This window comes from Caballeronia sp. PC1 (assembly GCF_021353155.1).
GTDB classification, from domain to species: domain Bacteria; phylum Pseudomonadota; class Gammaproteobacteria; order Burkholderiales; family Burkholderiaceae; genus Caballeronia; species Caballeronia cordobensis.
Genome location: NZ_JAJUBH010000001.1, coordinates 1,546,770 through 1,560,653, shown reverse-complemented (window position 1 = coordinate 1,560,653; position 13,884 = coordinate 1,546,770). Strand labels below are relative to the sequence as shown.

Below are 13,884 nucleotides of genomic sequence, written 5' to 3'. Positions count from 1 at the left end.
GGGCGGCACCTACTTTCTTTGCTGCTGCAAAGAAAGTAGGCAAAGAAAGCAGCTTCGTCACCGCCCGCGGTCACACGCAGTTTGGCCATGCTTGCCAGCCCACCGTGGCACTCGCCTAAGTGTCGCTCTCACAGGACCCATCGTGCTGGGATCGCGCACGGTCTGACAAGCCATGACTTTGAGGGCGCTGGTTCAGCACGAAATAGCTTCGGCACAGCGCTACGCGCTGCCGTGGGGGATGCGAGGGAAACCAGCGGTACGCAAGTGCGCTCGCGTACCCGACTAACCCGTCGGCCGCGAAGCGGGCTGGAGCTTGATATGGCTGTACCGGTTCGTTGTGTGGTGCGATGTGACGGATCGTGCGCGATCCAAGCCCGATTGGGCCTATGGGGGCACTCTTTAGGCGAGGGCCGTTCCCCGAGGAGAAGAGTGGCCAAACTGCGTGTGACCGCGGGCGGTGACAAAGCTGCTTTCTTTGGTGACTTTCTTTGCAGCAGCAAAGAAAGTTACCCCCGCCCCGGGGAGGGGCAGTGCCAATAAACCGACACGATTACGGGATCCGGCAAATAGCCGAAGCAAAACGAACCTCCAAAGCGCCAGCAAGAACCAAATGCCCCGCCCAACCCCCGACGAACTCCTCGACAAACTCCATCGAGAAGAAGAAAAACGCCACCGCGGCACGCTGAAAGTCTTCTTTGGCGCATCGGCCGGCGTCGGCAAGACCTTCGCGATGTTGCAGGCTGCGCGCCGCCGCCGCGACGAGGGCGTGGACGTGGTCATAGGCATCGTCGAAACCCATGGCCGGAAGGAAACCCTCGCGCTCCTGGAAGGACTAGAAACACTGCCCCCCGCGCGCATCGAATACAAACACCGCGTCATCACGGAATTCGATCTCGACGCCGCGCTGCAAAGAAAACCGCAACTGATCCTCGTCGACGAACTCGCGCATTCGAACGTGCAAGGCTCGCGTCACCTGAAGCGCTGGCAGGACGTGCAAGAGCTGCTCGATGCGAACATCGACGTCTATACGACCGTCAACGTTCAGCACCTCGAAAGTCTCAACGATATCGTCGGCCGCATCACGGGCATTCGCGTCTGGGAAACCGTGCCCGACCGCGTGTTCGATCTCGCCGATGAAGTCACGCTCGTCGATCTGCCGCCCGAGGAACTGCTCGACCGCCTGCGCGAAGGCAAGGTCTATCTGCCGCAGCAGGCCGAACACGCCGTGCGCAACTTCTTTCGCAAAGGCAATCTCATCGCGCTGCGCGAACTCGCGTTGCGCCGCACCGCGGACCGCGTCGATGCGCAAATGCGCGAGTACCGCGCCGATCAGTCGATCGAACGCATCTGGCGCGCGCGCGAACGGCTGATCGCCTGCATCGGCCCCGGCCCGGAAAGCGCCACGCTCGTGCGCGCGGCCGCACGGCTCGCCGCGGCGCTCAAGGCGGACTGGCTCGCGGTCTACGTCGAAACGCCGAAGCTGCAACGCCTCTCCGACGACATCAGAAAACGCACGCTCGATGCGCTCAAGCTCGCCTCCGAACTCGGCGCGGAAACCGTGACGCTCGACGGCGCCGATGCCGCCGCGACGCTCATCGACTATGCGCACATGCGCAACGTGTCGAAGCTCGTGGCGGGCGCGTCGGGCAAGGCGGGGTGGCGGCGGCGCTTCGAGCGGACGGTGAGCGAACGCATCATCGGGCAAGGCTCGGATATCGACGTGACGCTCGTCTCGACCGGCACGCGCGATGCGAATCGCCGCACGCTCGCCGAGGCTTTCGGCACCTGGCGCGACGGCGCGCATTCGTCCCCGCGCGCGTATGGCTATGCGCTCGCGATCGGCGCGGGCATCACGCTCGTCGCGCAAGGGCTCGCCGCGCGCCAGATCGCGATCACGAATCTCGTGATGCTCTATCTGCTCGGCGTGATTTTCGCGGCGGTGAAGCTCGGACGCGGACCGGGCGTGATGCTGTCGTTTCTGTCGGTCGCGGCGTTCGATTTCTTCTTCGTCGCGCCCGAGCTTTCGTTCTCCGTGACGGACACGCAATATCTGCTCACCTTCGTCGTGATGCTGCTCACCTCGCTCACGATCAGCCATCTCACGTCGAGCCTGCGGCGCGAGGCGCGCATCGCGTCGCAGCGCGAGCGCCGCACCGGCGCCATGTACGCGATGACCAAAGAGCTCGCCGCCGCGCTGATGACCGAGCAGATCATCGAGATCGGCACGCGGCATGTCGCCGAAGTGTTTCAGTCGAAAGTCGCGATCCTTTTGCCCGACGCCGCCGACAAGGTCAGGCAGAAAGTCGGCGAACCCAATCCCGATGTGACGCTCGACGCCGCGTGCCTCGATCTCGACATCGCGCAATGGGTCTACGATCAGCAAAAGCCGGCGGGACGCGGCACGGACACCCTGCCCGCGAGCCAGGCGCTCTATCTGCCGCTCAAGGCGCCGATGCGCACACGCGGCGTGCTCGCGCTCTCGACCGGGCGCGAGGCCGAGCTTGCGGTGCCCGAGCAGCGCCGCATGATCGAGACGTTCGCGTCGCAGATCGCGCTCGCGCTCGAACGCGTGCATTACGTCGAAATCGCGCAGGACGCGCTCGTCAACATGGAATCGGAGCGGCTGCGCAATTCGCTGCTGTCGGCGATTTCGCACGATCTGCGCACGCCGCTCACGTCGATCGTCGGCTTCGCGTCGGTGCTCGAAGAACAGGCGCGCGAAGCGGGCGGCGGCGAGCAGGCGTCGCAGGAACTCGTGCACGCGATTCATGAGGAAGCGCTGCGCATGAGCGGGCTCGTGGTCAATCTGCTCGATATGGCGCGGCTGCAAGCGGGCGCGATCCGCCTGAACCGGCAGTGGTCGATGCTGGAGGAAACCGTCGGCGCGGCGCTCGCCACATCGCGGCGCGTGCTCGCGGGGCGCGCGGTGCAGGCGCATGTGCCGGCGAACCTGCCGCTGCTGCGGCTCGACGCCGTGCTGATGGAGCGCCTCTTCGCGAACCTGCTGGAGAACGCCGCGAAGTACACGCCGCCGGGCACGCCGATCCGCATCGGCGCGGCGCTGGAACACGACGGCGATGCGCGCTTCGTGCGCGTGTGCATCGACGACGAAGGGCCGGGCCTGCCGTCCGGCATGCAGCACCGTCTCTTCGACAAATTCACGCGCGGCGAGAAAGAATCGGCGCAACCGGGCATCGGGCTCGGTCTCGCGATCTGCCGCGCCATCGTCGAGACGCATGGCGGGCAGATCGGGGCGGAAAATCGCGCGGACGCGAACGGGCGCATCGAAGGCGCGCGCTTCTGGTTCACGCTGCCCGCGAACGATGCCGCGCCGGAAGACGTGCCGCCCGACGAAGATGTCGAATCGAAGGCGGCGGGCGATGTCTGAGCGGCGCCGGCCATCGGCTGTCCAACGCTATTCGACGCCGCGCCTTATCATGTCCGCTCACGAAAAAGCCGCCCACGACCGATGAGCCAACCCACCCTGAACGGACAGCGCGTGCAGCTTCGCCCGCTGCAACGCGAAGACCGCGCCGCCTTGCTCGACGCCGCCGCCGATGGCGAGCTCTGGAATCTGAGCGTGACGGTCGTGCCCAACGAAGACACGATCGACCGATACATCGAGACGGCGCTGGCGGGCCGCGATGCGGGCACGGTGATGCCGTTCGCCGTCGTGCGGCTTCGGGATGGCAAAGTCGTCGGCAGCACGCGCTACTGGAAGATCGACCGCGCGAACCGCAAACTGGAGATCGGCCATACGTGGCTCGCGGCATCGACGCAGCGCACGGGCATCAACACGGAAGCGAAATATCTGCTGCTCGCGCACGCGTTCGACGCGATGCAGTGCGTGCGCGTGCAGTTCACGACCGACGAGCGCAACGAGAAATCGAGCGCGGCGATACTCGGCGTCGGCGCGACGCAGGAGGGCGTCGTGCGGCACGAGCGCATCATGCCCGATGGACGCAAACGCAACTCGGTGCGCTTTTCGATCATCGACGACGAATGGCCCGGCGTCAAAGCGATGCTGCTTGCGAAGCTCGATCGTCGAGCGTAGCGCGCGTCTTCAGCGCTTTCACGCGCGCTTTCATGAAGGCGACGAAGCGCGCCGTGACCGTGCTCTCGCGCCCGGCGTGCCATGCGAGTCCGACGCGCCATCGCGCGGGCCGGTCGCGCAAGGTCAACACGCGGGCATCGCGCAGCAGATATTGCGCGCGTGAAGGCAGGAACGCCGCGCCCACGCCGCCCGCCACCGATGCCAGCACGGACTGGATGTCGTCCGCTTCCTGAATCACGCGCGGCGTGAAGCCGTGCTCCGCGCACCAGCGGTCGATCTGCGCGGCCAGTCCCGGCCCGCGCGTGCGCGACAGCGCGATGAATCCCGGCTCGTTCAACTCGTCCAGATTCGCGGGCAGACACGTGTGGCGCGTGTGCTCGGGCACGGCGAGCGCGAGCGTCTCGTCGAGCAGGGTGAAGCCCGAGAGCCCGGCGCTCGCGGGCATGCGCATGAATCCGACATCGAGCTTGCCCGCGAGAATGCGATGCGTCTGCTCGTGCGACGAAAGATCGTGCAGCGTGATGCGCACGCCCGGATTCAGCGCGCCGAATTCCGCGATGAGCTTCGGCACGTGCGTGAGCGTGGACAGGCACAAGCCGGCGCGCAGAAACCCGCGCGTGCCGCTGGCCGCTTCGCGCGCGCGGGCGAGCACGGTGTCCGCATCGCGCACGAGCGTTTGCGCATCGGCGATGAAGCCGTCGCCAAAGGTCGTCAGGTCCGCGCCGTGACGGCCGCGCTCGAACAGGCGCGCGCCGAGGCTCGCCTCCAGCACGGCGATCTGCTTGCTGAGCGCGGGCTGGCTCAAATGCAAGGCGTCGGCCGCGCGGCCGAAATGACGCAATTCGGCGATGGTGAGAAAGGCGCGCAGGAGCTTCAGTTCCATGGTCTTCGATTCCAGACAGTAATCGAATCGGTCAAAACATTCATTTTACTAATCGATGCGCGAGCGGTTCAATGAGGCCATTGACTCGTTTTTCGCCGGAGGCACGCTTGAAAGCCCGCCTGGAAGCCGCATCGTTTCGCATCGCCGTGATCGGGCTCGAATCCGACGATCGCACCTTCATCGCCGCAAAACTCGCCGATGCCGCGCGGCAGGGCGTGCAGCTCGCCGTCTTCCCGCCCGCCGCACTGGACGACGCGCACGCCGAATCGTTCGATGAGCTCGCGGCCCGGATGAGCGCCGCCGTCGATGCGACCGGCGTCGCGGCGGGCATCGGCTGGATCGAGCGCACGGAAGACGGCCGCCTTTACGATAGCTATGCGCTGTGCTTTCCGGGCGGCGCGCGCGTGCGGCATCGCAAGCTGCATGCGACGCGCCGGGGCTTTCACGGCGGCAACGGCTTCACCGTGTTCGACGCGCCCTTCGGCATGCGCATTGGCGTGCTGATCGGCGAGGACAACGATGTCGTCGAGAACGTGCGGATGACGGCGCTGATGGGCGCGACGCTGCTCATCGCGCCGGTGCGCGGCGAGCGGCCGCATCGCGCGACGCTCGCCGCGCGCGCCGCCGACAACGGCATGTATATCGCCTACGGCCACGCATCGGGCGAGCAAGCGCTGATCGTCGGTCCCGATGGCCGCGTGCTCGCGCGTCATGCCGGCGCGAGCGATGGCCTGATCGTCGCGCGCGTGTCGCCTGCGCTGGCGGCGGCGAGCAGCGGACGGCGGGCGTTGGCCGCGCGCCGGCCCGAACTGTACGCGCCGCTCGCGCATCGGGGCAACGCGTATCCGGTTGCGATCGAAACCGAGCGCGCGGCGCCGCGCGGCGCGCTGCCGCTCAGCTTCGCGATCGTCGGCCGGAATCGCGTGATGCGCTGATGCGTTAAAGCGCGCGCGCACGGCATTTCTGTCCCGATACAATCGAGCGACACAGTACGGGACGGAGGCTTCGCACATGGATTTGATCATTCGCCGCGCGGCGCTCGCGGATTCGCGCGGACTTGTCGATATCGGCATGGAAGCGGGGCGCATCGCCGCGATCGAGCCGCATCTTTCGGCGACGGCGCGCGAGGAGATCGATGCGAACGGCTCGCTCGTCACCGCGCCTTTCGTCGATGCGCATTTCCATATGGACGCCACGCTTTCCTACGGCCTGCCGCGCGTGAACGCGTCGGGCACGCTGCTCGAAGGCATCGCGCTGTGGGGCGAACTGAAGCCCGATCTCACGCAGGAAGCGCTCGTCGAGCGGGCGTTGCAGTACTGCGACTGGGCCGTCGCGCGCGGGCTGCTGGCGATCCGTTCTCATGTCGATGTCTGCGATCCGCGCCTGCTCGCCGTCGAGGCGCTCGTCGAAGTGAAGCGGCGCGTGAAGCCGTATCTCGATCTGCAACTCGTCGCGTTTCCGCAAGACGGCGTGTTACGCAGCGCGGGTGCGTTCGAGAACCTGAAGCGCGCGATTGCGCTGGGCGTCGATGTCGTCGGCGGCATTCCGCACTTCGAGCGCACGATGGCGGATGGTGCGGCATCGGTGAAACTGCTGTGCGAATACGCGGCGGAGCAGGGCTTGCGCGTGGACATGCACTGCGACGAGTCCGACGATCCGATGTCGCGTCATATCGAAACGCTCGCGGCGGAAACGCATCGGCTCGGGCTGCATGGGCGTGTGACCGGCTCGCATCTCACGTCGATGCATTCGATGGACAACTACTACGTCAGCAAGCTCATTCCGCTGATGCGCGAGGCGGGCGTGAACGCGATTGCGAACCCGCTCATCAACATCACGTTGCAGGGGCGCTCGGATACGTATCCGAAACGCAGAGGCATGACGCGCGTGCCTGAACTGATGGCGGCGGGCGTCACGGTGGCGTTCGGCCATGATTGCGTGATGGACCCGTGGTACAGCCTCGGCTCCGGCGACATGCTCGAAGTCGCGCATATGGGCCTGCACGTCGCGCAGATGACGGGCGTCGATGCGATGCGCTCGTGCTTCGATGCGGTGACGAAGAATCCGGCGCGAATTCTCGGGCTGGAAGGCTATGGGATCGAAGTGGGATGCAACGCGGATTGCGTGGTGCTCGATGCGCGGGACCCTATCGAGGCGATTCGATTGAGGGCGGCGCGCATCGCGGTCGTGCGACAGGGCAAGGTGGTGAGCCGAAGCCCGGCGGTGCGCGCGGCGTTGTCGCTGGAAGGCCGGCCGTCGCAAGTCGATTTCCGCATCGAGCGGCAATGATTCTCGACGTTGCCGGGCCGGCTTTGCGTCACTGCGCCGACAGATAGAACGCCTGATCGCGCTGCGGCGTGACGCCGACGACAGTGAGCTGGCCGTTCACGACCGTCGCTTCGACGGGCATCGACACGTTATCGAGCAAGCACGCCGCGCCGGTGAAACTGAGCGTGCCGTCGAGCAGATGCTTGCCGCTCGCGCGAGGCTTGAACGTGCCGGTGAACGTGCACGCGACCTGCACGCCCCTGGCGGTGCCGTCGGCCGCGAACGTGATCGTCGATGCGGGCGACACGCCGGTTGCGCTCGTCCACGTGCGCGCGACGTCGTTGATCGAAATCGGGGTGTCGTACGTCGAGTTGTAGTTGCCGTTGAAGCTCGTCGCCGTGGTGTCCGGGCTGACGAAGAGGCTGGTCGTCGCGGAAAGCGTGCTCTTCGCGGTGAAATTGCCGGTCAGCGAGCCGCCGCGGATCGCGCCGAGCGAGTGGAAGCCGTTGGTCGCGGAATCGGTGAACGAGCCGTCGGTCGCGCTCATGATGCCTTCGATCAGCCAGATGAACGAGCCGCCCCGCGTGAAGATGCTGAAGTACTGTCCGTTTTCCAGCACGATCGTCTGCGCCGCCACCGACTGCGACGAGTTCACCGCGCCATACCAGATGCCTTCCGGCAGTGCATGCGACGTCGTCGGAACGCATGACTTCGTGAGATTGCTCAGGTCGGACACGCAGGTTTTGTCGTCGCTGCCGCCGCCTCCGCATGCGGCAAGAATGGGCAGAGCGAGCAGCATCAGTTTCTGGAGCAGTTTCATGTCTTTTTTTGCGTTCCGATTGATTGCAGCGCACGCCCTAAGGCGCGCCGACAACGGGATATCGGAAGGCAGGCATGAAATCTTTAGCGATAAAAAAACCCCGGCCGCACGACCGGGGTTTCACTTGAGCGAGGTGCAGGTCAGTTCGCCGCCGCGCCCGACATCCCGTTATGCCTCAACAACGCATCGATATCCGGCTCCCGTCCACGAAACGCCTTGAACGAATCCATCGCCGGCCGGCTGCCGCCGACTTCCAGAATCTCCCGCCGATAACGCGTGCCCGTGCTCGCGTCCAGCACCGAGCCGTTGCCCGCCCTGGCCGCTTCCTCGAACGCCGCGTACGCATCGGCTGAAAGCACTTCGGCCCACTTGTAGCTGTAGTACCCCGCGGCATACCCGCCCGCGAAGATATGGCTGAAAGTGTTCGGCCAGCGCGAGAACGGCGCTTGCGGAATCACATGGAACCTCTCGTTGATCTCACGCGCGAGGTCGTTCACGTTCTGCGTCGCGTTCGCCGGATCGTAAGACGTGTGCAGCACCATATCGAACATCGAGAACACGATCTGGCGCAGCGTGCCCAGACCGCTCTGGAAGTTCTTCGCGGCGAGCATCTTGTCGAACAGCTCGCGCGGCAGCGGCGCGCCGGTATCGACGTGCGCGGACATGTCGGTGAGCACGTCCCACTCCCAGCAGAAATTCTCCATGAATTGCGACGGCAGTTCGACCGCATCCCACTCGACGCCGTTGATGCCCGACACGCCCAGCTCGTCCACACGCGTGAGCATGTGATGCAGCCCGTGCCCGAACTCGTGGAACAGCGTGATCACTTCGTCGTGCGTGAAGCACGCGGGCTTGCCGCCGACCGGCGCGGAGAAGTTGCAGGTGAGATACGCGACCGGCGTCTGCACGCCGCCTTGCGTGCGCTTGTGACGTGAACGCGCGTCGTCCATCCACGCGCCGCCGCGCTTGCCTTCGCGCGCGTAAAGATCGAGATAGAACTGCGCGACGAGCGTGCCGTCCTTGTTTTCGACGCGGAAGAAGCGCACGTCGGGGTTCCACACGGCGGCCTCGTCGCGGCGAATCGACACGTTGAAAAGCGTTTCCGTGACCTTGAAGAGACCCTTCAGCACGGCTTCCTGCGGAAAGTACTGCTTCACTTCGTTTTCGGAGAACGAATAACGCTTCTGACGCAGCTTTTCGGCCGCATACGCGATATCCCACGGCTGAAGCTCGGGCATGCCGAGTTCCGTCGCGGCGAAAGCGCGCAGTTCCATCCAGTCGTTCTCGGCGTAAGGACGCGCGCGTTTCGCGAGATCTTCGAGGAAGGCGATGACCTGCGCGGGCGACTCGGCCATCTTCGGCGCGAGCGACACTTCCGCGAAATTCTGATAGCCGAGCGTCTTCGCTTCTTCCTCGCGCAGCTTCAGATTTTCGACGACGTTCGCCGTGTTGTCCCATTCGGCTTTGCCGCCGCCATAGGTCGCGCCGAGCTCGGACGCGCGCGTGACGTACGCGCGGTACATCGCTTCGCGCATCGGGCGATGTTCGGCATATTGCAGCACCGGGAAATACGACGGGAAATGCAGCGTGAATTTCCAGCCCTGCTTGCCGTCGCGCTGGGCGGCTTCGCGGGCCGCTTCGATCACGTCATCGGGCAGGCCGGCGAGATCGCTCTCCTGCGTGACGACATACGCATAAGCGTTCGTCGAATCGAGCACGTGATCGGAGAACGCCTTCGCGAGCGCAGCCTGCTCTTCCTGCAATTGCGCGAACCGCGGCTTGCGGTCTTCGGGCAGTTCAGCGCCGGAAAGGCGGAAGTCGCGCAGCGAATTCTCGAGGATTTTCTTGCGCTCGGCGGACAACCCGGCGAATTCCGTGCCGGCGGCAATCGCCTTGTACTTCTCGTACAGCGCGAGATTCTGGCCGACGCTCGCGGAAAATTCGGTGACGCGCGGCAGGTTTTCGGCGTGGGCGGCACGCAGTTCCGGCGTATCGGCGACCGCGTTCAGATGGCCGATGACGCCCCACGCGCGCGACAGTTTTTCCGATTCCTGCTCGACCGCCTCGACGACGTCCTTCCAGGTCGCGGGCGTCTCGGGCGCGGCCGCGCGATCGACGGCGGCTTTCGCATCGGCGAGCAGCACGTCGAGCGCCGGCGTGACGTGCGCGGGCTCGATTTCGCCAAAACGCGGAAGATCGGAAAAATCGAGCAGCGGATTGGCTGCTGCCGTGTTGGAGGTATTGGTGGTATCGCTCATGGCTCTCCCGTTCTGGTGTTGGGTGAAGCGCACGTCGCGGGGTGGGCAGCACGCCCCGCGCCGGCTCGTTTGGAGATTATTGGGGCGGGCGGGGCAAATTCCAATTGATTGTTTTTAAGGGGGCGATGAACGGTGGTTCGCCCCCGCGCCGCGGCTCAGGCCTGCGCCGCGCGTTCGGCCGCCTCGATGGTGTTCACGAGCAGCATCGTGATGGTCATCGGGCCGACGCCGCCCGGCACCGGCGTGATGGTGCCGGCCACTTCCTTCACCGCGGCGAAATCGACGTCGCCGCACAGCTTGCCTTCGTCGTTGCGGTTCATGCCGACGTCGATGACCGTCGCGCCGGGCTTCACCATGTCCGCAGTGACGATGTTGCGCCGTCCGACCGCCGCGACGATCACATCGGCGTCGCGGGTGTGCTTGCCGAGATCGCGCGTCTTGCTATGACAAATCGTGACGGTCGCGCCGGCTTCGAGCAAGAGCAGCGCCATCGGCTTGCCGACGATGTTCGAACGGCCGATCACCACCGCGTTCGCGCCTTTCAGGTCGATCTCGTGCGCCTCGAACATCTTCATGATGCCGTAGGGCGTGCACGGGCGGAAAAGCGGTTTGCCGGTCAGCAGCGCGCCCGCATTGGCGACGTGAAAACCATCGACATCCTTCTGCGGCGCGATTGCTTCGATCACCTTGTGGCTGTCGATATGCGCGGGAAGCGGCAGTTGCACGAGAATGCCGTGAATCGACGCATCGGCGTTGAGCTTCGCGATGTGCGCGAGCAGCTCGTTTTCCGTGAGCGTCGCGGGGAAGCGGTCCATCACCGAGTGCAGGCCGTTGTCCTGGCACGCCTTCACTTTGTTGCGGACGTAGACTTCGCTCGCGGGGTTGTCGCCGACGAGCACGACGGCCAGGCCCGGCTTGTGTCCACGAGCGGTGAGGGCGGCGGCGCGGCGGGCGACATCCGCGCGAAGAGTCTTGGAAAGGGCGTTGCCGTCGATGAGTTGGGCGGTCATGGCGAATCGGATCGAGAATGGGCGAGGGCGCGAGGGCATGAAGCTGGCGCCGTGCCCGCGGCTCTGTGCGGCTGCGGTGCGCGGCGCTCGCGCGGGGTGCTGGGCGCATTTTCGGCCAATGCGCCCCTGGGAAAGGGCGAAATTATACCGCCGGGGGCATTCCCGCGTTCTGACTCGCCGTTGCCGCCAATCTTCCGATGCTTACTGAGTGACCGCCTGCCAGGACGAATCCGGGTCGAACGACTTGATCGCGGCCGCGCGCTGGATCGACGCGGGGCCGAGATCCTTCTCGTAGATCTGCCCGTCCTGATTGACGATGAAGGTCATCACGCCGGTCTGGCCGTAGCGCGCGGGCGTCGCGATCAGGCCGAAACCGTCCTTGAGTTGCCCGCCCTGCATGTAATTCTTCGCGCCGCCTTGCGCGTGCGCACCCTGCGCCGTCAGGATGCGGTAGTGGTAGCCGTAGTAGCCGTCCTTGTCGGTCGGCTTGTTCGGCATCGTCGCGGCCAGCGGCCCAAGCGGGCTGTCGGGCTCGCCGGGCGCCGAGTGCCAGTAGAGGCCGTCGTGTTTGCCGCTCGTGCTGACGAAGCGGTCGGCGTAGCGGTCCGCCGCCTTGCGATAGTCGTTTTGCGCGGCGACGTAGGCGAGCGCGACCTGCATCGCCGAGTTTTCGTTGCGGCCGATGCGCCGCGTCAGCATTTCGTCGTGCGCGGCGCGCATGTCGAAGCGCCAGCCGTTCGCGACCTTCACGAGCGGAATCGGCAGCGTCCAGCCGCTCGTGCCCGCTTCGATATGCGCGGCCGGGCGGCCATCGAGCGGCTCCTTATCCTCGACGATGCGGTGTTGCTGCGCCCAGGCGCCGAGATAGGCGTAGATGTCCTCCCTGCCGATCGCGCCCTCGGGCACGTAACGCCGGTGATCCTTGCCGAGCACTTTGGCGAGCGCGGTTTCATCGTTGGTGGCGATGGCGTCGGTGAGCGCCTCCGCCGCGGCTTCAGCCGTCGGATACACGGCCTGCGCCCTGAGCGCCGGGGCGCCGAACGCGAGCGACACGGCGATGAGCGCGCGCAGCAAGGGCTTGCTGATTGAAGCGGATGCTTGATTACGGGTCATGTCGGGCTCCTGGTTCTGGCGTTCGCCGCGTGCGTGCGCGGCGCGTGGGCCTTGCATCGGACATCAACGGCGATGAAAACCGCCGCCGCCGCCGCCTCGCTGGAACCCGCCGCCCCCGCGCTCGAATCCGCCGCCTCCGCGCTGCACGCCGCCGCCGCCCCCGCCGAAGCCGCCGCCACCGCCCGCCTCGCGCTGTACGCCGCCGCCCCTGCCGCCGACAGGCTCGTGCGACCGGTTCGCGAGCGACTCGCGGCTCGCCTGTCCGCGCTGCGCGTCCTGCCGCGCGCCATTGCCGTCGCCCGCGCCGCGCAGCGCGTTGTCGCGGTTCACGTTCTGCGAGCGCTGGCGCAGGTCGCTCGTGTCGCGCGCGTTCGGGCCGCCCTGTTGCCGGATGCTCTGCGCTCTCTGGCTTGCCGATTCGTTGAGGTTCTGCCCGGTGCGCTGCTGCAGCGTCTGCGCGGCCTGCGCGCGCGCGTCCTCGCGTCCGCGAAACTGGTTGGCGTTCGCGCCGCGATTCACGTTGTTCAAATTCTGGCGGTTCGCCGCGACATTGGTGCGGTTGAACTGCGGATCGTTGCGGTTCCAGCGCACGTTGTTGCTGTTCGCGGTGATGCGGTTGTTCGTGTTGATGTTGTTGTAACGGTTCACGTTGACATTCACGTCGCCGTGGCCCCAGTTGCAGTTGCCCCACAGAGAATTCACGACCGCCACGCCCGCGCCGAACGCGAGGCCCGACATGAAGCCCGTTGCGATCGCGTAGCCGGGCGGCGGCGGCACATAGACCGGCGGATACGCGGGATACGGCCACGTGCCGTAGACGACCGTCGGGTTATACGTCGGCACATAGACGACTTGCGGATTGGCCGGCTCGATCTGGATCACCGTCGTGCTGGTGGTCGTGCTGCCGGGCGGCGGCGGCGCCGTCGTGACCTTCTGCTGCTCGGTCGTCTTGAGATTGCCCGCCTTTTGCGCCGCGCTGCGCAGACGCTGCACCGAGTCCATCACGTCGCTGGGCTGCGCGATGAAGGCATTGCCGAGCTGCGTCACCCAGTCGATCTTGGAGGCCATCGTCGCGAGCGCCTGCGGGAACGCGACGAGCGATTGCACGCTCGGGTCCCAGGGCTCGGACTGCACGGCTTTCACCGCGTCGTCGCCCTTGACGTTCGGGTTCGCTTTCGACCACGCCTGCGCTTCGGTGACTTGCGACGGATACGTCGACGCCATCAGCACCTGCGCGAGCAGTGCGTCGGGATAGAGCGCGACGGGCGCGGTGAGCGCGTCGAGCTGCTGATTGGTGAGTTTCTGGCTCGCGGGCGCGGCGGCCTGCGTTTGCGCGTGCGCGACGTTCGCATGCCACGCGAGAAGCGGCATCGCGGTGAGCGTGGCGGCGAGCACGATCGAGCTCAGCGTGCCGGTGCGCGAACCATTGACGAGATTTCGTTTCGACATCGAGTCCCCCGTGCAAGACGTTGCACTGC

General features: G+C 65.9%; 10 protein-coding genes. 4 read left to right on the top strand and 6 right to left on the bottom strand.

What is annotated here, in order from left to right; genetic code table 11:
* Positions 1 to 610 precede the first annotated feature (610 nt).
* Together LY284_RS07500 and LY284_RS07495 are read left to right on the top strand one after the other, a co-directional pair.
* Complete coding sequence (locus LY284_RS07500; RefSeq protein WP_045450417.1) at positions 611 to 3,388, top strand: sensor histidine kinase KdpD; 2,778 nt, start codon at positions 611 to 613, stop codon at positions 3,386 to 3,388.
* 81 nt (positions 3,389 to 3,469) lie between these two features.
* On the top strand, positions 3,470 to 4,054 hold the full coding sequence (locus tag LY284_RS07495; protein ID WP_014190962.1) for a GNAT family N-acetyltransferase: 585 nt from the start codon (positions 3,470 to 3,472) through the stop codon (positions 4,052 to 4,054).
* Here LY284_RS07495 and LY284_RS07490 read toward each other — a convergent pair.
* Positions 4,014 to 4,937: a LysR family transcriptional regulator gene (locus LY284_RS07490; RefSeq protein WP_014190963.1), complete on the bottom strand. Its 924-nt coding sequence runs from the start codon at positions 4,935 to 4,937 to the stop codon at positions 4,014 to 4,016. The genes LY284_RS07495 and LY284_RS07490 overlap by 41 nt on opposite strands.
* A 107-nt stretch (positions 4,938 to 5,044) precedes the next feature.
* On the opposite strand from LY284_RS07490, the gene LY284_RS07485 reads away from it, so the two are divergent.
* Both LY284_RS07485 and LY284_RS07480 read left to right on the top strand, forming a co-directional pair.
* Positions 5,045 to 5,872: a nitrilase-related carbon-nitrogen hydrolase gene (locus tag LY284_RS07485; RefSeq protein ID WP_231927713.1), complete on the top strand. Its 828-nt coding sequence runs from the start codon at positions 5,045 to 5,047 to the stop codon at positions 5,870 to 5,872.
* Between the two features lie 76 nt (positions 5,873 to 5,948).
* Positions 5,949 to 7,226, top strand: a complete 1,278-nt coding sequence (locus LY284_RS07480) for an amidohydrolase family protein (RefSeq protein WP_014190965.1) — start codon at positions 5,949 to 5,951, stop codon at positions 7,224 to 7,226.
* Positions 7,227 to 7,254: 28 nt separating this feature from the next.
* Here the strand turns inward: LY284_RS07480 and LY284_RS07475 are convergent, their stop codons facing one another.
* The 5 genes from LY284_RS07475 to LY284_RS07455 form a co-directional block, all read right to left on the bottom strand.
* Positions 7,255 to 8,025 carry a hypothetical protein gene (locus LY284_RS07475; protein ID WP_014190966.1) on the bottom strand — a complete coding sequence of 257 codons (771 nt, stop codon included), beginning with the start codon at positions 8,023 to 8,025 and terminating at the stop codon, positions 7,255 to 7,257.
* Positions 8,026 to 8,165: 140 nt separating this feature from the next.
* On the bottom strand, positions 8,166 to 10,283 hold the full coding sequence (locus LY284_RS07470; RefSeq protein ID WP_014190967.1) for a M3 family metallopeptidase: 2,118 nt from the start codon (positions 10,281 to 10,283) through the stop codon (positions 8,166 to 8,168).
* Between the two features lie 155 nt (positions 10,284 to 10,438).
* Positions 10,439 to 11,293, bottom strand: a complete 855-nt coding sequence (gene folD, locus LY284_RS07465; RefSeq protein WP_014190968.1) for a bifunctional methylenetetrahydrofolate dehydrogenase/methenyltetrahydrofolate cyclohydrolase FolD — start codon at positions 11,291 to 11,293, stop codon at positions 10,439 to 10,441.
* 201 nt (positions 11,294 to 11,494) lie between these two features.
* Positions 11,495 to 12,406, bottom strand: coding sequence for a DUF2950 domain-containing protein (locus LY284_RS07460; RefSeq protein WP_045451894.1), 912 nt, complete (start codon positions 12,404 to 12,406; stop codon positions 11,495 to 11,497).
* A 63-nt stretch (positions 12,407 to 12,469) separates the two neighbouring features.
* Positions 12,470 to 13,777 carry a DUF3300 domain-containing protein gene (locus LY284_RS07455; protein ID WP_014190970.1) on the bottom strand — a complete coding sequence of 436 codons (1,308 nt, stop codon included), beginning with the start codon at positions 13,775 to 13,777 and terminating at the stop codon, positions 12,470 to 12,472.
* Between the last annotated feature and the right edge of the window lie 107 nt (positions 13,778 to 13,884).

What these genes read in the sequence shown, in the direction of transcription:
- LY284_RS07500 (WP_045450417.1), top strand. Translation starts at nt 611, where the DNA reads ATGCCCCGCCCAACCCCCGACGAACTCCTCGACAAACTCCATCGAGAA.
- LY284_RS07495 (WP_014190962.1), top strand. Translation starts at nt 3,470, where the DNA reads ATGAGCCAACCCACCCTGAACGGACAGCGCGTGCAGCTTCGCCCGCTG.
- LY284_RS07490 (WP_014190963.1), bottom strand. Translation starts at nt 4,937, where the DNA reads ATGGAACTGAAGCTCCTGCGCGCCTTTCTCACCATCGCCGAATTGCGT.
- LY284_RS07480 (WP_014190965.1), top strand. Translation starts at nt 5,949, where the DNA reads ATGGATTTGATCATTCGCCGCGCGGCGCTCGCGGATTCGCGCGGACTT.
- LY284_RS07475 (WP_014190966.1), bottom strand. Translation starts at nt 8,025, where the DNA reads ATGAAACTGCTCCAGAAACTGATGCTGCTCGCTCTGCCCATTCTTGCC.
- LY284_RS07470 (WP_014190967.1), bottom strand. Translation starts at nt 10,283, where the DNA reads ATGAGCGATACCACCAATACCTCCAACACGGCAGCAGCCAATCCGCTG.
- folD (WP_014190968.1), bottom strand. Translation starts at nt 11,293, where the DNA reads ATGACCGCCCAACTCATCGACGGCAACGCCCTTTCCAAGACTCTTCGC.
- LY284_RS07460 (WP_045451894.1), bottom strand. Translation starts at nt 12,406, where the DNA reads ATGACCCGTAATCAAGCATCCGCTTCAATCAGCAAGCCCTTGCTGCGC.
- LY284_RS07455 (WP_014190970.1), bottom strand. Translation starts at nt 13,777, where the DNA reads ATGCCGCTTCTCGCGTGGCATGCGAACGTCGCGCACGCGCAAACGCAG.